This is a genomic window from Prevotella melaninogenica, assembly GCF_018128065.1.
Lineage (GTDB): Bacteria > Bacteroidota > Bacteroidia > Bacteroidales > Bacteroidaceae > Prevotella.
This window is the reverse complement of record NZ_CP072359.1, coordinates 802,651-826,278: the sequence shown is the minus strand read 5'-3', so window position 1 is coordinate 826,278 and position 23,628 is coordinate 802,651. Positions and strand designations below refer to the sequence as shown.

Below are 23,628 nucleotides of genomic sequence, written 5' to 3'. Positions count from 1 at the left end.
CGGGAACTAATATAGTGTAATCTTTAATTATCGATTACTTAACATCCTCAAGGAGTGCTGTGATCTGACCTGAACCTACTGTACGACCACCCTCACGGATAGCGAAACGGAGACCCTCGTTCAAAGCAACCTTGTAAATCAATTCAACCTCAATCTCAACGTTGTCACCTGGCATAACCATCTCAACGCCCTCTGGGAGCTTGATTTCACCTGTACAGTCCATTGTACGGAGGTAGAACTGTGGACGATACTTGTTACCGAATGGAGTATGACGACCACCCTCTTCCTTCTTCAATACATAGATAGAAGCCTTGAAGTGATCGTGAGGAGTGATAGCACCTGGGTGTACGACTACCATACCACGCTTAACCTCAGCCTTATCGATACCACGGAGGAGAAGACCTACGTTGTCACCAGCCTGACCTGTTGGAAGGTTCTTACGGAACATCTCAACACCAGTGATAACAGACTTCTTGTCCTCACCGAGACCGAGCAACTGAACCTCATCACCTACCTTACAAACACCAGTCTCGATACGACCTGTAGCAACAGTACCACGACCTGTGATTGAGAATACGTCCTCAACAGGCATCAAGAAAGGCTTGTCAATCTCACGCTCTGGCTCTTCAATCCAAGTATCAACAGTATCCATGAGTTCCATTACAGAGTTAACCCACTTCTCAACACCGTTCAAAGCACCGAGTGCAGAACCACGGACGATTGGAGTATCCTCCTCATAACCGTACTGCTCGAGAATCTCATGAACCTCCATCTCAACGAGGTCAAGCATTTCCTCATCGTCAACCATATCACACTTGTTCAAGAATACAACCAAGCGAGGTACGTTTACCTGACGAGCGAGCAATACGTGCTCACGAGTCTGAGGCATAGGACCATCAGTAGCAGCTACAACCAAGATAGCACCGTCCATCTGAGCAGCACCAGTAACCATGTTCTTCACATAGTCGGCGTGACCTGGACAGTCTACGTGTGCGTAGTGACGTTTAGCTGTTTCGTACTCAATATGTGCAGAGTTAATGGTAATACCACGCTCTTTCTCCTCAGGAGCATTATCAATCTGATCGAAAGACTTAACATCCTCTGAACCGAAGCCCTTCTCGTGAAGAACCTTTGAGATTGCTGCAGTAAGAGTGGTCTTACCGTGGTCAACGTGACCGATAGTACCAATGTTTACATGCGGTTTGGTGCGCACGAATTCTTCTTTAGCCATAGCTTTTCCTTATTTAATATTAAATGAATAATCTGTGATTTTAGTTACGCTAATAATAGCAGAGCTGTAACTGAGAGTTGAACTCAGGACCTCTTCCTTACCAAGGAAGTGCTCTACCACTGAGCTATTACAGCGAAGAGAGCGGAAAACGGGGCTCAAACCCGCGACCCCCAGCTTGGAAGGCTAGTGCTCTATCAACTGAGCTATTTCCGCAAATTACATTTTCTGAGGTGGGTAGTGATGGATTCGAACCACCGAAGCAAGAAGCAGCAGATTTACAGTCTGCCCCATTTGGCCACTCTGGAAACTACCCGTCAGCAAATGTCTCCTCCTTTCAAGGAGAGCCTCTTGTCGGATTCGAACCAACGACCCCGAGATTACAAATCACGTGCTCTGGCCAACTGAGCTAAAGAGGCATTACTTTGCAGCCGATGGCTACTTGTCGTAAAACGGCTGCAAAGGTAAGACTTTTATTTTAATCTCCAAAATATTTCAGAGATTTTTTAATGCTTTCTTTGTTTTTCCTTAAACTTGGTGAGCTGAACCTTCATCGCATCTAAACATTGATCAATTCCTTCTTCAAAGGTATCACAAGTTTTCTCCACAAACAAGGTATTACCAGGAACTACTACTGACAAACTTGTGGTTTTATTTAATGCTGTAGCAGGTTTCTCTACCTTCAATTGCACCTCTACTTTCTGAATGTCTTCGTAAGACTTTTCTAATTTTTCTACCTTTTTGGTGATAAAGGCTTGTAACTTCTCGGTTGTGTCGAAGTGTATCGACTGAATCTTAATTTCCATAGGTACCTCCATTTTTTAAAGGTTAAGCCCTCGGGTGGGCATTTTTATAGACTTTCTTCAACTGTTCAAAGGTCGTATGAGTATATATCTCTGTCGTTGACAGACTCTCATGACCAAGCAGTTTTTTTACACTTTCCAGTCCTGCTTCATGATTGAGCATTGCCGTGGCAAATGTATGGCGAAGAACGTGTGGCGAACGTTTTTTCAGCGTTGACACTTTCGTTAGGTTCTTCTTAACCAAACTTCTTACCTGTGCATTCGTCATCCTTTTGCCCTTCTCTGTTTGAAAGAAGGCTGTGGAATCACCTTTTGCTGTCGTGTTACGTACCTCTTGATACTGTGCAAACACTTCAGCGAGTTCCTTACCAAAGGGAATAATTCGTTGCTTATTTCTCTTGCCTGTTACTTTGATTTCACAAGTGACATTGTCGATATCTTTATCATCAAGACCTGTCAATTCTGACAGACGAATGCCCGTCTCGTAGAATGTTATAATGATTGTACGTTCAAGTACATCCTTATAACTATCTGTCCACATCTTCGAATCCAACAGCCTTTCCATCTCCGTTTCTTTGAGAAACTGGGGGAGTGGCTTTTGCTTTTTTGGACCTTGCAGACCATGAACAGGGTCTTTATCAACAAGACTACGACGAAGTGCAAATCGATAAAAAGACCTCAGCGCACTGAGCCTTCTATTGACTGACGATGCAGAGTTGCCTCTGTCCATCATATACTCCATCCAACTTCTAACAACGTCAGAGTCCACAGACTCCCAAGAGAGTTGACAATCAAGTTCCTTATAAAATCGCTCAAACTCTATCAAGTCCCTGCGATAGTTGATTACCGTCATCGGGGAATAATTCCTTTCAAACTTAATGTAATCTAAGAACTTCTCTACCATCGGCACATTGTCAAATCATTTATATGGCAACGAAATTACGGAAATTAATCCGAACCGCCAAATTTTTAAAGAAGATTTTTACTCTTCTGCGTCGCGAAGATGCTGTACGTAAACGGCACGTTCCATCTTCAGGCGCTTCTTAACAGATGGCTTGTCAAACTGCTGACGAGCACGAAGCTCCTTAACAACACCTGTCTTCTCAAACTTTCTCTTGAACTTCTTGAGCGCGCGCTCGATGTTCTCACCGTCCTTTACTGGTACAATAATCATGCTTTTTGTTTTAAATTATTTATTAATTAAACGTATGCGAAAGGGCATGACACCACTTTTGCGTCTGCAAAGTTACACTTTATTCTCCTAACTTCCAAACATTTGCGGTTTTTTCCTACTTTATTGTCAATTAAAGGGGGTATTAGAAAAATGATATATATGTATTTAGCGCATGACTTTGGGGGCTTCCGTTAAGGTGAGTTCTATTAATTACCCCGAATTCAAATCATTAAATCATGGCTTCTGTTTTGTCACCTTTCGGACTCTCTTCGGCTCAAAACGTCCAGTTCATTCAGCTGTTATGTCCGTATAAAAAATAAAACTTAAAAAAGGCTCTATAACGAATCGTGTGAGTAAATAGTTTTTTCCTTGTCAGCGTTCCTATGTTTAAAGGCTTTATGACTGAACAGATGAAGATAGATTAATCTACAAATATAAAGGAGTTTGAACTAAAAAAGCTTCTACACACCTCCTTTTTATTCTCAGTATTACAACGTTTTGCTCACAACTCATCCCCTGTCATCTTTATATCATAGTGAATTTAGCCCTCCGCACATGTGGTGTTAACCCTCCGCACCATACGTGCAGATTACCAGCACAACAGCAAATGATGGTAAACATTCACAAACATAGTATGAATTAAGACCTTAAAACATCCTATTCCGTTGGCTAAAGGGTAAAAGGGTAAAACGCTAAAACTAAAATGAACAAATAACTTCTTTCTATGAATACAGTAGATATTATTCTAATCGCGTCAGACAACCCACACAGAACGTTATAGAGCCGTCATTTATCTTGCTCTATAATCTTAGTTAGTTCTTCCTCGACTTCTTCAATTGTAGGTAAGGCAGACTTCAGATTATCTGGGATAGCCTTTGTTAGCTGATAATCACTGACACCGATTGGCTGGTCGTAGCCAGAGAGAGCATATTGCGCGACTACTTTGTCACCGCCATTGCAGAGAAGCAAGCCGATAGTCTTGTTGTCATGTTCGCCACGAAGGGTATCGTCCACTACATTGATGTAGAAGTTCAGTTGCCCCATATATTCGGGTTTGAAAGGTGTCGCTTTAAGTTCGATAACTACGTATGCGTGTAGTTAGATATTATAGAGAATAAGGTCGGCATAAAAATCAGAATCACCCACTTCAAAATGCTTCTGCTGTGCCACAAACGCAAAGCCATTCCCCATTTCCAAAAGATATTTGGTGATGTGAGAAACCAATTACTTTTCAATGTCTCGTTCTGCCATTTTATCTGTTTGTCCCATCATATCAAAGATGTAAGGGTCTTTCATCAGATAGTTGACAAGATCGCTTTGCGGTTTGGGTAATCGTGCCGAGAAGTTACTCACTTTCTTTGCGGTAATCTGCCGAGCAAAAAGATTTGTTTCAATCTGCATTTGCAGAACATTGCTGCTCCACCCATTGGCAACCGCTTGAGTAATATACCAAAAGCGTTCACCCAAAGGCAACTTGCTGTTAAGCAAAATTACATGACTTGCCCAATTGGTGCGAACAATGGCTGAGTGTTTGAAGATTTCCTCTATCTGACTGATGTCGCTGTGGTAGATAGCTGATAGTGTTTCAGAGACTTGCCCCAATTGTGCAACAGGTTCTTGCGTAATTATATCCGACTGATTATCTGAGGCTTGAATTAGTGCAACAGGTTGTTGCACAATTTGATTGAGTTCATTTGTCAAGCTCAAAACATTCTCTACCGTAGGAGTTGTGAGCAAGCCATCTACTTTATTAATTTCTTTCAGCACCTCCAACGAATAAGCACTGGCGAATTGGCACATATAGAAGATGTTTCTGCGAGAATAGCCTTTCTTTTCTGGATATTTAGAACGTATAGCCTTGGAAAGGTTGTCAATGACTTTGCTTCCCCAACCTTCTTTCTTTTGGAGGTAGAGAATGAAATGCCCTACTTTCCAATAATGGAAGAGCATATCAGCATTAGCTGAAGCAATCACGCGCACTTGGGTCTGCTCTAAATCAGAGCCAATGGCACGTACTATGGGCAATAAATCCTGTTTATCTGTGCTCTTTATATCGTCACTCATTGTGAAATCTATTATCATTTATTGAACTTACTCATAGCATTTGCCTTGATGTCATCGGCATGTCAATATAAGGCTTCATTGCCTTGTAGTCGCTGTCCCTGTCCAGTTCATCACCACCTGCGGAGGAATACCCAAAGCGAGAGTGTTGCAAATAAACGTTCTGCGCCCCGACAAGGCATATTTAGGCGTAACATCGTCTATGCGCTCATCACCTTTGTAACAAACGCTTAACAGAATTACTCGAGGACTAAATTGGCAGAGTTGCCTTTCTAAGCCATTCCTGTTCAACCGCGGTTAAATAAGGCTTCAATCTTTCATAAACACGATGATGATAGTTATTAAGCCACTCACGTTCCTCTTCACTCAGCATGTCAAACACTATCGGAGTTGTATCAATTGGCGCAAGGGTAAGTGTTTCAAACTTAAGGAAGTCACCAAAGGGCGTTGTCTCGGCAGGAACTATGAGCAAGGTGTTTTCAATACGCACTCCAAACTTTCCTTCCAAATAAATACCAGGCTCGTTAGTAACGGTCATCCCTGCCTGCAACGGAGCAGGTCTCCATTCCATACGTATTTGGTGAGGACCTTCGTGTACATTTAAGTAACTCCCTACCCCATGCCCTGTTCCGTGCATATAGTTATAACCTTTACGCCACATCGGCACACGTGCTATTGCATCAAGCTGTGAACCACACGCACCTGCAGGGAAACGGCACATATCGAGTTGAATATGTCCTTTTAACACCAGCGTATAAACTCGTTGCTGTTCCTCAGTTATTTCGCCCAAGGCAATGGTTCGCGTGATATCCGTCGTACCATCTAAGTACTGTGCTCCACTATCTATGAGTACTAATCCATGCGGTTCAATAGGGATATCTGTTTCTGGTGTAGCTTCATAATGAACAATCGCACCATGTGCCTCATAGCCTACTATCGTGTCAAAAGAAATACCTTTAAACTTTGGTTGTTCAGCACGTAACGCTGTCAAACGCTCATCGAGTGAGATTTCAGTTTGTCCTCCTGCTTCCACAGCAGGCTTCAACCATGCAAGAAACTTTACCACCGCAACACCATCGCGCAACATTGCTGCACGGAAGCCTTCTTGCTCTGACTCGTTCTTTATAGCCTTCATACTGGCAATCGGTGAAACGCCTTCACACAATTTCTCTGTTGTCACCGCTGTCGCCAACGAATAGTTTGTAGAAGACATATCAACCAACAGGGATTTACCTTCATAAGAACGAAGTCCATCAACAACAGCTTCGTAAGCATCAACCGCTATCTGTTCTGAAGTAAGATAGTCTTTAACCTCAGCTAACAGCTTTACATTATTTATATATAAGACAACTTTTTCGGGAGAAATCAACAGATAAGATACAAAAACAGGATTACAATGTACATCACTACCACGCAGGTTCAATACCCATGCAATTTCATCAAGTGCCGTTACCAACAAGCCATCAGCACCACTATCAGCAAGCTGTTTGCGTATCCTACTTATCTTACTCGAAGTTGACTCACCAGAATATTCCAACGGATGAAGAGAAACCTTATTATCAGGTATCACAGGTCTATCCGTCCAGAGTTCAGCCATGGGGTCAGCATCTGTTCGCACAGTAATATTTCCTTTTGATGCCAACTCACGTTCCATCAAAGACACTTCTGCAAAAGAATTTACATTTCCATCCACACCTACCACTGCTTTCTGATAGTTCGATAGTTCACGTACAAGCCATTCTGAAATAGAAGGAGTACCCTCTACACGAAGTTTCATCAACTGGAAATCAGTACCTTTCAGTTCCTTTTCAGCTGCTATGAAATAACGCGAATCGGTCCATAACGCAGCATGCTCTAACGTAACAACAGCCGTCCCTGCCGAACCGCTAAAGCCCGAAATCCATTCACGACTCTTCCAATGATCAGCTACATACTCACTATTATGTGGGTCACTACTTGGAAAAACAAAAGCTGAGATTCCATTCTCTTTCATCCATGAGCGAAGTCTCTCAACGCGTTCATTAATAGTATGTATCATATCGTTGTTTTTAAGGTTCAATAATAGTAAGATCATTCACATCACAATCGACATCTAAAGAGCTTCTACTCCTTTGTAAAAGTTCCCATGATTTCGCTGCTAAGTTAAACAATTAAATTAGAACTTCCAAGTCAAGTTGACAAGAATTAATTGATTTGATAGACCGACTTTGCAAAGCCTCTACTTTTTATAATTAATAACACATTTAATCAAAAATATCTTTCTTACATAGTCATTTTTTTCGTATCTTTGCCATATCTATAAGAAAAGGGAATTTAACTTTTAATGAAATATCTATTATGAATTATTTAACAAACGAGAAACTCGTTATCGTCGGTGCAGGCGGTATGATTGGTTCAAACATGGTTCAGACCGTTCTCACACTCGGTCTTACTCCTAACATCTGTCTTTACGACATCTATGAGCCAGGCGTTCATGGTGTATTCGACGAGATGGAGCAGTGCGCTTTCCCTGGTGCTAACCTCTCTTACACCGTTGACCCAGCAGAGGCATTCACTGGTGCTAAGTACATCATCTCTTCTGGTGGTGCGCCACGTAAGGAGGGTATGACACGTGAGGACTTGTTGAAGGGTAACTGCAAGATTGCAGCTGACTTCGGTGAGAACATCAAGAAGTACTGCCCAGACGTTAAGCACGTTGTTGTTATCTTCAACCCAGCTGACGTTACAGCATTGACAGCTCTTATTCACTCTGGTTTGAAACCAAATCAGCTCACATCACTCGCTGCACTTGACTCTACTCGTTTGCAGCAGGCATTGGCTCACGAGTTTGGCGTACAGCAGGATAAGGTTACTGGTGCACACACATATGGTGGTCACGGTGAGCAGATGGCTGTATTCGCTTCTAAGGTTAAGATTGATGGCAAGCCATTGGCAGAGATGGGTCTTTCTGCAGAGCGTTGGGAAGAGATTAAGCATCACACTGTACAGGGCGGTTCTAACATCATCAAGCTTCGTGGTCGTAGCTCATTCCAGAGCCCAGCTTACAATGCTGTTAAGATGATTGAGGCTGCAATGGGTGGTGAGAAGTTCACTTTGCCAGCAGGTTGCTACGTTAACGATGAGAAGCTCGGCTTCAAGAACGTTATGATGGCTATGCCTACAACAATTGACGCTACTGGTGTTCACTACGCTGAGCCAACAGGTACTCCAGAGGAGATGGCTTCTCTCCAGGCTTCTTACGAGCACCTCTGCAAGATGCGTGACGAAATTATCGGTCTCAACATCATCCCAGCTGTTGCTGATTGGAAGAAGGACAACGCGAATTTGTAAGCAAGTTGACGAGTTGACAGCAGATATTATTAAAGAAAGGCAACTGACATTTATAGTCAGTTGCCTTTCTTATTGGACAGATAAAACGTGTAAGGAACTCAAAGGTCTCCCCCAAAAAGCTTAGGAGCTTTTCAAAGAAAGCTTAAGAGCTTTTCAAGGAAAGCTTAGGGACTTTTTTAAACGTTCGTAGGTTATCTCGAAATACTTTCGAACAGTTCTACCTGTCTTCTGCAACTAACGGGCAGAAACAGGAGACGGAACTATTCTATCTCAATCCTAACAATACGCTGATTGAAGCGGCGATGGAAATAAGGAATGCGAAAGAGCAGATGGAAAATGAACGGGGCTCGCCCTTCATCGTACTCACTCATAAAATACTCCTTCCTCACGTGCAATCGACTGTTCCATTTCTCCATCTCCTTTGTATTGAGTAGTGACCACTTGAACTCAACACCTTTGTCCATCTTCTGCAGCATATCATGTTTCTTCTCTCGTCCAACAAACACAAAAGCGAGCATATCAAACAAAATGGTAGCTGAGGGGAGTTTGTCACAGATATTGCGGAATAGTTCTCGCACTCTTTCCTCAGGGAAATACATCAGCACTCCTTCAAGGATAATTAGTACAGGCGACTTACTATACGCTCTCACTTTGTCCAGCCAGTCCTCATCAAACATGGATTCAGCCAAATAAGTGTTGCGTTCCGTTTCCATAAGGAAGCGACGGCGCAAGTCAATAGCTTCTTTGAGATCAAGGTCGAACCAGTGCGTCACTTCTGGTCTTCCCAGCCGCTCGTAACGTGCATCCAACCCTGCTCCCAACTGTATTACCACTGCATCGGGATGCTGGGCAAGGAACTGTCGTGCCTCATTATCTATCAGTTTAGCACGAATGCAGCAGCCTAACTGTGAGAACTTGGCTTTCTTAAACTTAGAAAAATCATAGTCAATCTGTCCGATGATTTCCTTTGCTTTCTCATCACGCAGCAAGGGATTAGGGCGATCGGCCTCTACAGCTTTTGCCCACAACGTAGTAAGCATCGTTTCAGGAATCTCCGTCAATAAGGATTTAACTTTTTCCATTTTCTTTCTATGTAAATTTCATTGAACCAAATAGACAACAGAAAACTTCCTGTCTACACTTAATGATAACAACTGTTGACACCTCTCATTCTTACTTCGCAAAGCTATGGAAGAAGCTTGGATTGCCTTTCACCTGTATGACTGGACCAGCCACCTCTTTCGTATCAGGGTTATAGGTGTAAAATCCGTTCGCCTTCTTATTGGCACTTCCAAAGACAATTAAGTTCTTATGCTTACCAATGGCTATTCCTTGCGGGTTGGAAATTTCCATTCCCTTTATGACAGCCATCGTCTTCTGCTTTAGATCGATAACAACTGGAATATTGGTAAGGCTGACATAAGGATTCTTCAGTCCGTTAGGATCAAGACCGAATGAGGTAGCATAGGCGTAAGCCTTTCCGTTGCCGGCGTAGAATATCGTTGACAGGAAGTCGGCATGTTTTGTCGTTAAATCTGCAACCTCAGTCTTGTCAAGACGGATGTAGTAGTCGGGATCGACGTCTGTCGAACCATTCTTTATGCGTACGATACCACCATTAAGTCCTGGGATGAAGCCGAACGAACCGATACAATTGATATAAATGTCCTTATTTTCATCCATAAAGATAGAACCTGCATCTATCGGACGTGTGGCGAAGCACATTTCTATAGATGTGTTAACGATATGCTTTTCAACCTTGTCAGTCTTCACATCAATCATTGCCAGTTCAATGTTGTTACACGTAGGCATATACTGTCCATTCATCTGATTCAATCCGACAAAAAGTTTACCATCACGGATAATCATAGCAGCAGGTGCGACTCTCGTCTCTTTCTGCTTCAAGTCATTGAGATCAATATCAGCAATCTTTGTCATCGTCGTAGGATTAAATATCCTCACTATACCAAGACCTTGCAAGCTGACATACGCTTTCTCCTTACTTGCCTCCACAATGTTGCAAGCAGCAGCACTGGCAGGAATAGACAGTGCTCCCTGCTTTACCCACGTGCCATCACCATTAATTTTGTAACGTGTAATCTCCGCTTTCGTGTTGCCCATATAGTCAGGGAAGGTATAGACACTCCCTGACTCCGTTACAATAGGTGTAGAACCAAAACCACAAGGAATACTGTTGCTATTGTCATAAGTACCTGGCAAGAAACTTGGTAATGCTTGTAGATACACATTACCACTATTGCCTTCCGGATTAGTGATACCCGTAGCAAAAATAACACCATTGAAGTCCTTATCACCTGGATTTGGCTTAGGAGCAGGCGTTGGATCATCACTATTACTGCTACAAGCAGTAAATAAAGCTGTTAGAGTAACAGCAAAAAGAAACGAACTAAACTTTTTCATTGTTATGTAATTTATTGTAGAAATTATCTATGAACCATATTATCAAGCGGAATAGCAATACATGAAAACTGACGAACTTCGTTTTATCATGCTTTAGAGCCTTGGAAAGTTCACCGCTTCATACATTCCATAATCCTATTTGAATAAATATCTAATCTTTACTCCAACATATCTGCCAGGCAATGGGCGGTTAAACTCTGAGACAACACGTCGATTAGCAAGATTCTTCATCTTAAAAGTCAATATCCACTGATCATTCTTAAAGCTATGCTCAACAGCGGCATCCATAGTCAAAGAAGCTGGAATCTTCTTATCTTGGTTTTTACTCATCTCAAAATCATAGAAATACGTATGCACGTATGAAGCATCAAAGAGGAAACGTGTGTTCTGTTCCTTTCCTCCAAAGAGATTCTCTTTATGAAACTCTGCTCCAAAGTTTGCTAACAGATAAGGTACGTTTGGGATACGTTTCATATAGGTGGGATTCTCGACAGTAGTACCTGGAGTTAGCTTTCTCACGTCACGAAGGTCTTGATAAGTACCATTCGCATAAAGATAAAGTACTGAACAGACATCTCCTTTAACATCAAGTTCAACACCTCTCGTACGAACACTACCAAAGTTACGATAGCGAGCCATTGTAGGAATCATATCTGGAGTGAATCTAATCATGTCTTTCAACTGATTATAAAATCCATTCAACTCTATCTCAACCAGTCCATCATCCTGTTTTAGATGTCGATAGAGTACACCAACGTTTACGCCCGACGTGCGTTCAGGTTCCAATGCTGGTGATGCAAGTATGGAATATCCGTTTCCTATCAGCTCCTCACTTGTAGGTATGCGGACTTCAGAATTGAAGGATGCTTTTAACATCAAGTCGTTTGTAAACTTATAACGAAGTGCATCACTGAATCCAAAATAAGACTTTGATATCTTCACAGGCTCTGGCTCTCGCACAGAATAAACATCTATACTACGCGAATGTGATGTGAAGATAAAGTTCTTTAAAGTAAAAGCATTCTGGAAACGACCTCCGAATAACGTTAAATCATAAGACAATCCTGTCGTCAGCGTATTCATCTTACTTGGGAAATTTGCGCGAAAACCCCAAGCCTTATCCATTAAAGAATCGTTTGGGTGAAGTGAGTTCCTATCGAAATAGACATTTAGATTAACACCATGATGCTCATCTATCGTGTAACCCAGATTAAGCTTAGATGTTAGCTCATTCGAGCGGTTACGCCCATCAGAAGGAAAATTATTCTGTTCTCCGCCGTATGGGGAGACAGGCGGCAGCTTATTCCCATCCCAGTCATAACGATTTGATGCTTTATCATTCAAACCATATCTGCCAATGATATATCCTATATCAAAATCAAAGTCGAGACCATCCAAAAAGAAGTTCTTACGCTTTAGGGTCAATGCCGTCACACCACTAACAGAATGATTATAAGCCTCACGCACATCAAGATCTATTCCTTGTATCTCTTGTCGGGTCTTCAGGAAAATGAGCTCCCATTTCATCTCATCAAACCACCATTTCGTAGCCTTAACAGACATTCCAGCCATAACTTTATTGAACTTATCATGGTCTCTTTCCACGATTCTATTGTCCAAATTTGCCAATGTCATTTTGTAGTTGTTCTTCGCAAACGAGAAAGCACCGCCTATACCAAACTGTAAACCAGTTTTTTGATCCGTACGTTTAAACACAGTTGACACCTGATGCGTGTTAAACGAGCCAAGTTCGTATGAGAAATCAAAATAAACAGGCGGATATTCTTTCGTTACTACGTTAACAGCACCTCCTAATGCAGAACCGCCAAACTTATAAGGGACAATACCTTTATAAACCTCAATACGTTCTATCATATTCGTTGGGATATCATTTAAGGTAACAAAGTTGCTCAACTGCGACATGGGCGTTTCGTCCACATACATACCCATACGTTTACCTTCCAAACCACGAAGTGAGATTCGGGAAGCACTGCCTAAACCTCCCGTGTTTCGCACTGTGACTCCGACCGTATGTGCAAGTACGTCATTAATATTTGATGCCGTTCCTTGTAATTGGCGCTGCCCTATAACGGATACGGGCATTGCCGACTCCTTCAACTTCCTAATTTCGCTACGTGCTGTCACCATAACTTCTTTCATTTCAACAGTCGTATCACGCTTATTCACCTCTTGCGAATTTCCTCTAAGCATGAAAAAACTTGAAAAAAGTGTTAGACAAATCGCCTTTCTATATAACGAATAAGTATTATACGCCCCTTTGCAGATAAATATTTTTCTGTTATTTTTCATCTAACTTGTAGTTTAAAGACTCCGTGTTATAACGAATAGAGTCTTAAGTAAAAAATATGTATTCAACTATTGATGCAAAAGTATTAATATTCTATAGAGCGTGCAATACCTAAAAGTTAGTAAACCAACTGACAATAAGCAAGTCTACTATTAGAAGAATGAGGCAAGTGTGCAGATTATTTAGTACTCAGCACCATTGGTGTTAAGCATGAGCACCACATGTGCTAAGCGTCAGCACGTCTCTTAAAGATGACATATAAGAGTCATTATAACGGATAGTAAGACACAAACACATAACTTGTGTGAGAGATAAATATCACATTGTACAAATCGAAGATAGAGCGTTGTGCTAATTATATGCAAAAGAAAAGGGGAAAGACGAGATTTTATTCCCTATCTTTCCCCTATAAAATTAAAAATAATCTCTTTTCGTATTAATCTCCGTAACCAGGAGTCTGTTTCAATTCAGCATTCGTTGACTTGGTTGTTTCATCAATAGGCCACAACAAGCGGTCGGCACTTGCTGTTGAATACTTTGTAGCCTTATCAACTAAACGGATATCATGCCAACGCTTTCCCTCGAACAAGAACTCACGTAGACGCTCTTTAAGGATTGCTTCTATTGGGTCCTCATCACCACCAACAAATGGGTTATCAGTATAGAACGTGGTCAGCGTAGCACTACCTCCCGTACTAACATCATTTGGATATTGTACCTCAGCATGTGCATTAAAGTAGGTAGCACCATAAGCACGACGACGAACTTGATTGATTTCTGTTGATGGGTCCTGACCTAAGAAGACCTTAGCCTCAGCAATACCAAGCAGACACTCTGCATAGCGATAGATAGGTTGGTCATCATACCATGATGTAGCTGAGCTACCAGCAAGCAATGTTCCGTGGAACTTATTACAGATATTACCCACGTATGAACCGTCTGAAGCCTGATAAACATCTGCCAAAGAAGCCTTCTTACGCTTGTCACCATCATTTGAATAGAGTTTCGTCCACAAACGCTTGTCAAGTGGGAAGCGCATTACGCCACTTCCTAAGCGTAAGTTCAGATACTTTGATTCGCTAAATTGTATAGCCTGACCAGCGTCATTATGCAGACGATAAGCACCAACGTTCTGCTTGTTCATCACAAGTGAAGTATAGAGACCTCCCCATAAAGACGCTTCATTCTCACGATTGTGAAGCGCATAGATAATCTCTTTATTCTCCTTATTATCATAAGCGAAGACATCCTCAAAGTTGTCAAGCAAACTTACATCGGCATTATTCTGAACCTCTTGATAAGCAGTGAGAGCTGTCTGATAGTCGGCAGAACCGCCCCCCATCTGTTTGCCACTCCACAGATATACCTCACCTTTGAGCATCTTGGTTGCAGCAAGCGACCAATAAGTACGACCATTAGTAAACTTATAATTGTTATTATAAGCTGTCTCAGAAGCTGTAATATCAGCCTTTATCTGCTTCATCACATCAGCTGCTGCGTCCTGCTTACGAGCAACCTTACCCAAGTCAATGGTCTTTCCTTCTGTATGTTGAAGGTAAATAATCACATCACCATAGGTACGAAGCAACTGGAAATACAAGAAGGCACGCATGCCATAAGCACCACCAAGGTAGCTGGTCTTCTCCGCTTCTGTTAAATAACCAGCTTCATTCACCTTATCTATCATCAGATTAATCTGATTGATACCAGTATAAAGCCCTCCGTAGTTGCCTACCACAGCACTACTCTTCTCAAGGGTGTTATTCCACAAGCGTTCGTAGCCTTGTGGAGCCTCACCACTGAAGGAGGTACCACTATATATATTACATCGCATCTCACCCCAGATGATATAGTCAGCAGCATAACTTCTCATCCAAGAACAGAGTCCTTGATTGAAAGCCTGCACCTGATCAGGAGTCTTCCAGTAGTTTGCGTCGGTAATAGTACTAACAGGCTCGATGTCCATACAACCCGTCAGTGATAAGCTGAGGGCTGCAGCTGTTATATAGGATAGTAACTTTTTCATCGTAGTAACATTTAATTAGTTAGAATGTAACGTTTAATCCAAAGATAAGTGTGCGTGGAGTTGGATAACGACCATAGTCATATCCACCATTTATTGCCTCTGGAGAAGCACCATCGAAAGGCGTAAGATAGAAGAGGTTCTGACCTGTCACATAAACATTGGCATTCGCCATCTTCATCGTCTTAATCCATGTTCTTGGTAAGGTATAACTCAACGTAATCTCACGCAGAGCCATGTAGCTTGCCTTCTCAAAGAACTTAGAGCCTTCGCGCCAGATGTTCTGCTTATTCAACTGATCAGCATAACTGAATGCTGGATAGCTGGCACCTGGATTGGTCTCTGTCCACATATCCTTTACATTATCAATGAGATTGAACTGTCCTTGAAATTGTCCCATGGAACGAGCCTTGAGGTCATTGTAGATTGTATGACCTAAAGCATAATCAAAGCGAGCAAATAATGAGAGATTCTTATAACTTAACGTACTTGTCCAACCACCTGTCACAGTAGGTCTTGAGTTACCTAATACCTTACGGTCAAGTGAGTTGATAATACCATCTTCGTTGATATCCTCCCAGCATACATCACCTGGCTCAATAGGTTTCCATCCTGTTGAGTTCTTATAAAGCACTCCTGTCTGTGGGTTTACCTCATCAGCAAGTCCAGGACCATACAATTTCGCAATATTATCAATACGCTTATTAGCATGTGCCTTTACATCATCCCAATCTTTGAAGATATGGTCTTGACTGTAACCATAGAGTTCGCCGAGTGTTCCACCCTCACGATAACCACCTATCCACTTGGTTAGTGTCTTACCATCAGCGTCAACCTTACCCGCAGCAACCTCAACTCCCTGCAGCTGATTGAATGGTCGGTCGCTCTTAGGAAGCTGAACAATCGTATTCTTTACAGTAGAGAGATTGAAAGAGAGATCCCAACGGAAACTGTTCTTTAAGTGAATAGGAGTAGCACGTACCTCCATTTCGAATCCTTGATTGCGCAACTTACCCAAGTTTGTCTGGATTGAGCTGAAACCTAAGTAAGAGGGAAGATTCACACTCTGAAGCAGATTACTTGTGTTACGAACGTAGTAATCGAGAATCAACGACAAACGATTCTTAAAGAAACCGAGGTCAAGACCCGCTTCGAAGGTATGGCTCTGCTCCCACTTCAAGGCTGTATTCACAAGCGACTGGTCGAAGAATGCCGTGTTGCCATGATAATTTGAAAGCTGACCATAGACACCATAGATATAGAAGTCGCCTATTCCACTCACGTTACCATTACTACCGTAGCTGATACGTGGCTTGATGTTGCTGACGAAGTTTGACAGCTTAGACTCTTTCCAGAAATCCTCTTCCATCATGTTCCAACCCAAAGAGACACCAGGGAAGAAGCCCCAACGATTGTCCTTCAGCTTGGAATTACCATCATAACGGAAGGTGAACGTAAGCAGATACTTCTGTTTGTAATCATAGTTGAAACGTCCGAAGAGCGACTCAATACGGTTACGTGACGTAAAGGACTTAGGATTATCATCCTTATCAGCACCAGCATTAAGCGTAGGAATATCATCTGTTGGTGAATTCTTTGTAGAAGCATTCATCCAGAAGTAGTTATAATCATAATACTCTGCTCCCATCATGAAATCAACATTGTGATGCTCAGCAAACGTGTTGAAATAATTCAATATTGTATTGAGCTGTATCTGCGTATCCTTAAACATATAGGCGTATGAACGGCGCGTGGTGTTGAGGTTGTTAGGATTGCTCTGTGTATAGTAAGCCTTATTGAAGTTCTCCTGCTGATCAAGCACATGATAAACCGAAGCATTGGTTGTCAATGTAAGATGCTTAGGTATCAAAGTCATATCGAAACCCAAATTGAATGTTTCTGAACGTGTCCCGTTGCTTGTCGTGAGCTTGTCATTCCAATACAGATAGTTACCATCAGAACTGCTCCAACCTGGTGCTGGAGAACCATCTTTCAAGTAAGGATTCCATGTAGGACGCTGAGAACGAGTACGATAGAACAGCGAACTCCATGAACCGAAGTAGCTGTCAGGCTTTGTGTACCATGTATATTGCGCTCCTGCACGTACCTTCAGCCAAGGCTTGATTTGATAGTCACCCTTCACACTACCCGTGAAACGACGGAAAGACGTATTGCGAACAACACCGTCTTCATTGTAATAACCCAATGAAGCTACAAAAGAACCCATGTTGTTACCGCCACTGAAGCTCAGATAATGGTCCTGTGTGAGCGTCTGCTTATGGTAAATGGCATCCTCCAACTGACCGCTATAATCCTTGAAAAGAAGTTTTGAACCATCTTCTGGTCCGTAATAAGGGTCGTCCATAAGCTGCCAGCCCTCCTCAGCAAGTAGTCGCTTATGCTCGGCATTCGTCTCATCGTAATACATCACATCGGTACGTGGCTTGTAATGTGTGTATCCCCAGCCCGAATATCCATTCTGCGCATCAACATCAGCAGCCTTGCCGTGTCCTTTCATAGCATTGGTATAACGCTTGAAACCCATTCGATTATAGTAAATATAATCGCGGGCATTCATGAAGTCATAGTCGTTACGCTTGAAGTTCACACCAAGCTTCATGCGATAATTGATACTGGAAGTTCCACTCTTCGCACGCTTCGTCGTAACAAGGATTACACCTCCGTTTGCTCTCGCACCGTAGATAGCTGTTGAGGCAGCATCCTTCAACACTTCAACCGACTCAATATCAGACGGGTTAATCTCTGACAAAGTACGCTCAACACCATCAACAATAATCAAAGCTGGCGCACTTCCTGTAATAGAAGCACCACCACGCAAAGTGATTGAAGGAGCCGTACCAGGCTGACCAGAGGTGTTGACAACCTGAAGACCCGTCACACTACCCTGCAAGGCACTACCTACATTAGAGAAAGCTGCGGCATCCAGCACCTTATTATCCATCTTAGAGATAGCCGTTGTCAACGTTGCACGCTTCTGCTGACCACCATAACCCGTCACGATAAGTTCGTTAAGGGCATGCTGCTCCTCCTTCAACTTCACCTTAATTTCCTGACCATCCCATTTCACTTCCTTTGTATCCATACCAATGTAGCTGATAACAATAATACTTCCAGAAGGAATATTCGACAACGTGAAACGACCATCTAAATCGGTAGCAGTTCCATTACTTGTACCTTTCACTTGAACAGTGGCACCAATAATCGGATCTCCCTGTTCATCAAGGATAACACCTGTGCATCTCCCTGATTGCTGTACGCTTTGAACAGGCTGCTTTGACACTGCAAATCCTTGCGTAGGCATCAAAAATGATACACCCATGCATAACGTAAAACCAATTGGTTTGATGTGTAAAATCATACGCATCTGACTTTTTAATAGATAAAGATTATTTAGTTTCCTCCGCAAAACAGTTGACAAAGAGAGTAAAGCCTACTGCAACACGAGAGGTTGAAAATTATTATACAAAATTATTTTTATTCACGATATAGACAGCTTCTAACGCAAAGAGAACAAAATTCTCCCCTGCCGTAGCATGTTATTTCCTTTTTATTTAATTGTTTAGATTAATATAGGCAAAAGTAGGGACTTTTTTTTAGTTGACACAAATTATACTAATGAATATTTTCTAAATAATCCTTAATTTTAATCAATCTAAGTGCAAACGGCCTTGACTATCAGATAAAAAGATATTCTTCATTTCTCCACGTTCCCATAACACTAAAATAAGCTTAAGCTATATAAAGATTCTTTTTCATACGCTTTCTCTTTGGACATACCCTAAAATCACAGATTGAAAACGTAGGCTTATAGCTGATAGGATATGATTCTGTGATTGATGATGACATAGAGAAGGACTACCAAAAAGCCAACTGAACTGAAAAAAGCAAATAGTGCCATATCTCGCCATAACCATGTTCCGTGTCTCCCAAAACAAATTTGTTCCTTTGCTTATTTGATTTTGTTCCTTTGTTTATTAGATTATGTAAACTTTTTTCGCACCCCTTAAAAGCTACACATGCTCTTTTGGCTTTGAAAAGACGCCCAATTGGCTTACAAAAGATGCCCTTTTGAACTCTTACTAACGCCCTTTTGAAGTCCAACTAAGCACCTCTTGCAAAAGCACTTTGTAACCACCTGATATCATATTAGTTACCAACCTGCTTTTTACACATCTTTTAGACCGTTTTTTTAAGACTTTTACATCAAGTTATGTAACAATTTTTCAAATTACTGCCAGCTCTTTACAGACATTAGAAAGAAGAGCTTTCAACTCTTCCAAACACAACGACCACCTGTGCATTTAACGAAAGAGCAAAAAAACAGAGTAACAAATTCATCTGCTACTCTGTCTTTAAATTATTATTTTGTTAACTCGTCAACTCCTTAACTCGTTAACTTGTAAACTCGTCAACTTGATTTACTACTTCTTGACAACTTTCACTGTCTTGTAAATCTTACCATCTTTGAGCACCTGCACGAGGTACATACCCTTTGCACCAGTGATAGCTACGTTTACTACCTGCCCCTGTGCAGCTTCAAAGCTATTGCTTTGGAGGAGTGCGCCAGTTGTACCGAGCACGTTGATAGTGTAACGACCATAGTCAGCAAAGCGCAGATTTACGCTCTCTACGAATGGGTTAGGATAAACAGAGAAGCCGAGCTGTGCATCAACATCATTGATAGCATTTGCCTCAGAAGTAATCTCAACGATTTCCTCAACGGTCTTCTCAGCCTCACCCCAGCCGTTCTTCAGCTTCAAGGTTACGTTCTTCTTACCAGGAGCAGCGTAGGTTACTACAGCTGTCTTATCTGTAGAAGAAGAAATCTGACCATCACCCAAAGTCCAAGTAGGAACAGTCTTGATATCATATGTACCTACAATACCAGGGAAACCCAAAACATTGTTGTTAGGCTGCTGGTCTACGTAAGAAGCACCAGATGTATTCTCACCACCGCTACCATCGACAACGACAACAGAACCATCGTATTCACTACCAGCTTTACCCATATTCTTAAACTTCATGCCGTTAGCTTCCTCGAAGGTGAAGTAAGCCTGCAATCCATCAGGAATCTCATCTGCCTTATAGCCCTTCATCGCTTGCAATACTTCCTCGTCAGAGAGTGGCTTATTCCATACCTGAACCTCATCAATGACACCATTGAATCCGCTCTTGTAAACACCACCACCGCCAATGAAGATGTCAGCTACCTTATTAGCATCGATACGTGTATCAGTCTGTGCAACATCCTCACGACGCTTAGAGTTTGCAAAGCTGTGGCTTGCTACCTGACGACCATTGAAGTAAATCTTCTGGATATTACCATCAGTATGTGTTACCACAATGTGATTCCAAACACCAGGAGTTACGTTATAACCAGTAGACATCACATCCTCGTAAGGATTGTCGTGAGCTGTCCAACCCATAGTGTTGAATGAGATTTCATTAGCTTTGTGCAACTTACTTTGACCCTGCCACTCTGGACGGATTGTTACCCAAAGGTCGCCCCAGTTATTGTGAGGCCACTTATCGTGGATAGAGTTCTTATTGATAAGGTTCGTACCCTGCTTATCGTGATTGAACTTGTCAGCCTTGAACCAAAGCGCGTAAGAATAAGACTTACCCTGCTGAACATTACCAGGGATGCGGAACATCTTAGGGTCGGTGATTTCAAGACCACGTGATGCCTTACCCTCTCCGAGACGACCGTCGTAAGTGTAAGTTACGTTCTGCCCTGTCTTCTCTGTTGTCTTGTCAGCTGTGATGTTGTTAATCTGAGGAACAGCTCCTGTAGCCTCTGGTGTAATCTTCACCTTACCACGTACAATCGTCTCCTGACCCTTGCTATCAACAACAACAAGGTCGTATGTTCCTTCTTTAGCAACCGTAAGCTTAGCACTTGTACCGCTTGCAGCTTGTGCGGCAACAGTTCCTGTAACAGCATCCTGCAACTTCCATTCCTTAGCAGCAGGAACCATCTCGTCCAAATACTTGAGAGTGAACTCCTCGTTTGGTTTAATAACTGGACGGTCTGCAACAACATCGCTCAATGGCTGGTTGTAATCTACATTCATATACTCTGACCAAACAATCTCAGAACCCTTCTTGCCATCAGGAGAAACGGCACGTACACCGAAACGGCACTGGCGTTTGTCAGCACCTGATACCATTGGAGCATCTACAACATAGGCAGCCCAAGAAGTAGTAGCGGTAAGTAGTTGCTGCTTCTGTCCCTTCTGCTGGAAGTAGATTTCATAATACCATGTACCTACCTCGTCGTTGTAAGTCTTATCCCATCCTGACTCTTCCTTAGAAGCATACTGCATCTTGAAGTCGCAAGCATTGTAACGACCACGGAGTATCTCAACCTTCTTGATAGTAGGAGCTACAGTAGCAAAGCTCTTCGCATTGTCACGGAGAGCCATCTCACCAACACGCAACTCATAGTTAGCAGGAGTCTTCTCAACAACGAGACCCATCATAGCAACCTTATCACCAGCAGCCAATCCGAGTTCAGAAGCCTTTACTGTGAAGGTCTTCCACTTACCTTCAGCCTCAACAGCTGGCAATGCTACCTCTTTGTATTCGGTAACGTGGTCCTTCAAAGCAACAAAGAACTTAGCATGAGAATCCATGCCTGCGACAGTCTTATAGGTAACAGAGAACTCATAATCAGGCTTTACCTCAAGCATTGTCTTGAAGAGCTTTACTCGTGAGAAGTCAGTCTGACCAGAGATTGACAGACATGAGCCACCCCAGTAAGCATCATCAAAGGTTAGTTCTGCCTTTGCAAGACCGTTGATATTACCAGTATTCACTTGATCGGTGCGGTCAGTAATCCACCAACGCCAAGTTGGCATATAGTCCTGTGTATTGAGGTTATACCACTTGTGGTCGAAAGTAACCTCACCATCCTTACGGAAGCTCAAACCATTACCAAGATTAAAACGTGAAACGAATGGAACCTGCTGGATAGTGGACTTCGCTGAAAGGAAAGTTGCAAGACCGTGGAAATTCTTCAAACTTGCATTAGCCAAATTACAATCAGTGTTGATAGCTGGCAACAAAGCTGGGTTGTTGTTACCGCCACTGAAGATAAGCTCCTGCTTCTTCAGATAAGTCTTCTGAATAGCAATGTCAGATGTACCATCGTCTGTTGCACTCTGGTGGATAAGACTCTGTGAGTGAGCACCCCAGAAACCAATAGAGATATTGTTGTTCAACAGTGCGCTCCAACTTGCTTGCCTCAAGCCACGTCCTTGAATATCAAAGCCTGCATAATAGTCGAAACTGCTACGTCCTAAGCTATTAGCTGTAGTTACAGAACGACGCAAAAGTTCGCCATCCCAGTTGTAGTTAGCAAAGAGCATATCGGTAGCAATATTGTCCTTATTACCGAAAATCTTCTGGTTATGGTTTCCCAAACCACCATCAAAATGGATATAACCATTATCTGAAGTACCATCATACCAGTGTACTTCAAACTTCCACTTGATAGCCTCTGCTTCCTTATGACATGCAACAAAGAACTCGGTCAACTGTGACATAACAGTAGAGCTTGTACGGAACTCAGAGTTAAAACCGATACCATTGATACCGTAATATTTCATCATACGAACCAATGGCTCTGCATAGATATACTTACCGTCCTTCTTTTGGATAAGCTTGTACAATATTCTTCCGTAGATATCAGAAGTCCAACCACTTGGGTAAACAGTCTGACCATAAGGGATAGACATCACACAACCCACAGTAACACCGTTCTTATGAGCAACGTCAGTCAGACCTGCAGTAGAACGAACCCAAGGTGAAGTCCAGTTTCCGTGAATATCAATGTATGACCACAAACTGAAGTTATCACCCTCAAAGCAATAACGAGGAAGAGCCTTCCACTTAGAGGTAGGGTCGTCAAGCGGTGTCCAAAGACACATCTTACGCTCGCTATTCACCTCTGAACGTACCTTATAGTCGCCGTCTTTGATACGGTCGAGTGGACGAACACGAGAGATGAAGAACTGGTCGTCAATCTCGCTGACGTCCTGTGGTTGCTTCTTCTCGCCTTTCAACCATGCTTCAAGGTAGTTAGGCAGGTTCTCAAACTTAGCATCTTGGATGTCCAATGGATGTGTTGGCGTACGCTGTGCACTCATGCTGAGACAGCTCGCCAATGCCAAAGATGCAAACAAAGTAATCCTTTTCATAATAATAATTGTTTAGTTGATAAATGATTTTAGGTATATACAGCCATACACATACAGC

At 42.3% G+C, this 23,628-nt stretch carries 12 protein-coding genes, 4 tRNA genes and 2 pseudogenes; 1 reads left to right on the top strand and 17 read right to left on the bottom strand.

Annotation, left to right across the window (positions count from 1 at the left end; genetic code table 11):
• Nucleotides 1-34: 34 nt before the first annotated feature.
• From tuf to J5A56_RS03275, 11 genes and pseudogenes are all read right to left on the bottom strand, one after another.
• Nucleotides 35-1,231, bottom strand: coding sequence for an elongation factor Tu (gene tuf, locus J5A56_RS03325; protein WP_021671796.1), 1,197 nt, complete (start codon nt 1,229-1,231; stop codon nt 35-37).
• A gap of 62 nt (nt 1,232-1,293) precedes the next feature.
• Nucleotides 1,294-1,365: transfer RNA gene (locus J5A56_RS03320), tRNA-Thr, on the bottom strand.
• A 6-nt stretch (nt 1,366-1,371) separates the two neighbouring features.
• A tRNA-Gly gene (locus J5A56_RS03315) sits at nt 1,372-1,444 on the bottom strand.
• An 18-nt stretch (nt 1,445-1,462) separates the two neighbouring features.
• Nucleotides 1,463-1,544 (bottom strand) — tRNA-Tyr (locus J5A56_RS03310).
• Between the two features lie 29 nt (nt 1,545-1,573).
• Nucleotides 1,574-1,647 (bottom strand) — tRNA-Thr (locus tag J5A56_RS03305).
• An 87-nt stretch (nt 1,648-1,734) separates the two neighbouring features.
• The gene (gene hpf / locus J5A56_RS03300) at nt 1,735-2,034 is read right to left on the bottom strand and encodes a ribosome hibernation-promoting factor, HPF/YfiA family (RefSeq protein ID WP_036919810.1); all 300 of its coding nucleotides are present in this window, start codon (nt 2,032-2,034) and stop codon (nt 1,735-1,737) included.
• Between the two features lie 22 nt (nt 2,035-2,056).
• Nucleotides 2,057-2,941 (bottom strand): tyrosine recombinase XerC, encoded by an 885-nt coding sequence (locus J5A56_RS03295; RefSeq protein ID WP_081691287.1) that lies wholly within the window; start codon nt 2,939-2,941, stop codon nt 2,057-2,059.
• A gap of 72 nt (nt 2,942-3,013) precedes the next feature.
• Nucleotides 3,014-3,205 (bottom strand): 30S ribosomal protein S21, encoded by a 192-nt coding sequence (rpsU, locus tag J5A56_RS03290; RefSeq protein WP_009012368.1) that lies wholly within the window; start codon nt 3,203-3,205, stop codon nt 3,014-3,016.
• Between the two features lie 786 nt (nt 3,206-3,991).
• Nucleotides 3,992-5,269, bottom strand: a pseudogene (locus J5A56_RS03285) (PDDEXK nuclease domain-containing protein).
• A gap of 14 nt (nt 5,270-5,283) precedes the next feature.
• Nucleotides 5,284-5,488: pseudogene (locus tag J5A56_RS03280) on the bottom strand (site-specific integrase); the annotation flags it as partial.
• A gap of 28 nt (nt 5,489-5,516) precedes the next feature.
• Nucleotides 5,517-7,304: an aminopeptidase P family protein gene (locus tag J5A56_RS03275; protein ID WP_036919807.1), complete on the bottom strand. Its 1,788-nt coding sequence runs from the start codon at nt 7,302-7,304 to the stop codon at nt 5,517-5,519.
• 299 nt (nt 7,305-7,603) lie between these two features.
• Between J5A56_RS03275 and J5A56_RS03270 the strand changes: the two genes are divergently transcribed.
• On the top strand, nt 7,604-8,596 hold the full coding sequence (locus J5A56_RS03270; protein ID WP_021671788.1) for a malate dehydrogenase: 993 nt from the start codon (nt 7,604-7,606) through the stop codon (nt 8,594-8,596).
• Between the two features lie 260 nt (nt 8,597-8,856).
• Here J5A56_RS03270 and J5A56_RS03265 read toward each other — a convergent pair whose 3' ends face one another.
• The 6 genes from J5A56_RS03265 to J5A56_RS03240 form a co-directional block, all read right to left on the bottom strand.
• Complete coding sequence (locus tag J5A56_RS03265) at nt 8,857-9,678, bottom strand: class I SAM-dependent methyltransferase (protein WP_021671787.1); 822 nt, start codon at nt 9,676-9,678, stop codon at nt 8,857-8,859.
• A gap of 91 nt (nt 9,679-9,769) precedes the next feature.
• Nucleotides 9,770-11,017, bottom strand: a complete 1,248-nt coding sequence (locus tag J5A56_RS03260; RefSeq protein WP_021671786.1) for a hypothetical protein — start codon at nt 11,015-11,017, stop codon at nt 9,770-9,772.
• Nucleotides 11,018-11,152: 135 nt separating this feature from the next.
• Entirely contained in the window at nt 11,153-13,327 is a 2,175-nt protein-coding gene (locus J5A56_RS03255) for a TonB-dependent receptor plug domain-containing protein (protein WP_021671785.1), read from the bottom strand.
• Nucleotides 13,328-13,761: 434 nt separating this feature from the next.
• Nucleotides 13,762-15,351: a SusD family outer membrane lipoprotein NanU gene (nanU, locus tag J5A56_RS03250; RefSeq protein ID WP_021671784.1), complete on the bottom strand. Its 1,590-nt coding sequence runs from the start codon at nt 15,349-15,351 to the stop codon at nt 13,762-13,764.
• 19 nt (nt 15,352-15,370) lie between these two features.
• Complete coding sequence (locus J5A56_RS03245; protein ID WP_036919804.1) at nt 15,371-18,727, bottom strand: SusC/RagA family TonB-linked outer membrane protein; 3,357 nt, start codon at nt 18,725-18,727, stop codon at nt 15,371-15,373.
• A gap of 1,063 nt (nt 18,728-19,790) precedes the next feature.
• Nucleotides 19,791-23,570, bottom strand: coding sequence for an endo-beta-N-acetylglucosaminidase (locus J5A56_RS03240; protein ID WP_036919718.1), 3,780 nt, complete (start codon nt 23,568-23,570; stop codon nt 19,791-19,793).
• Nucleotides 23,571-23,628 lie beyond the last annotated feature (58 nt).

What these genes read in the sequence shown, in the direction of transcription:
- tuf (WP_021671796.1), bottom strand. Translation starts at nt 1,231, where the DNA reads ATGGCTAAAGAAGAATTCGTGCGCACCAAACCGCATGTAAACATTGGT.
- hpf (WP_036919810.1), bottom strand. Translation starts at nt 2,034, where the DNA reads ATGGAAATTAAGATTCAGTCGATACACTTCGACACAACCGAGAAGTTA.
- rpsU (WP_009012368.1), bottom strand. Translation starts at nt 3,205, where the DNA reads ATGATTATTGTACCAGTAAAGGACGGTGAGAACATCGAGCGCGCGCTC.
- J5A56_RS03275 (WP_036919807.1), bottom strand. Translation starts at nt 7,304, where the DNA reads ATGATACATACTATTAATGAACGCGTTGAGAGACTTCGCTCATGGATG.
- J5A56_RS03270 (WP_021671788.1), top strand. Translation starts at nt 7,604, where the DNA reads ATGAATTATTTAACAAACGAGAAACTCGTTATCGTCGGTGCAGGCGGT.
- J5A56_RS03265 (WP_021671787.1), bottom strand. Translation starts at nt 9,678, where the DNA reads ATGGAAAAAGTTAAATCCTTATTGACGGAGATTCCTGAAACGATGCTT.
- J5A56_RS03260 (WP_021671786.1), bottom strand. Translation starts at nt 11,017, where the DNA reads ATGAAAAAGTTTAGTTCGTTTCTTTTTGCTGTTACTCTAACAGCTTTA.
- J5A56_RS03255 (WP_021671785.1), bottom strand. Translation starts at nt 13,327, where the DNA reads ATGAAAAATAACAGAAAAATATTTATCTGCAAAGGGGCGTATAATACT.
- nanU (WP_021671784.1), bottom strand. Translation starts at nt 15,351, where the DNA reads ATGAAAAAGTTACTATCCTATATAACAGCTGCAGCCCTCAGCTTATCA.
- J5A56_RS03245 (WP_036919804.1), bottom strand. Translation starts at nt 18,727, where the DNA reads ATGATTTTACACATCAAACCAATTGGTTTTACGTTATGCATGGGTGTA.
- J5A56_RS03240 (WP_036919718.1), bottom strand. Translation starts at nt 23,570, where the DNA reads ATGAAAAGGATTACTTTGTTTGCATCTTTGGCATTGGCGAGCTGTCTC.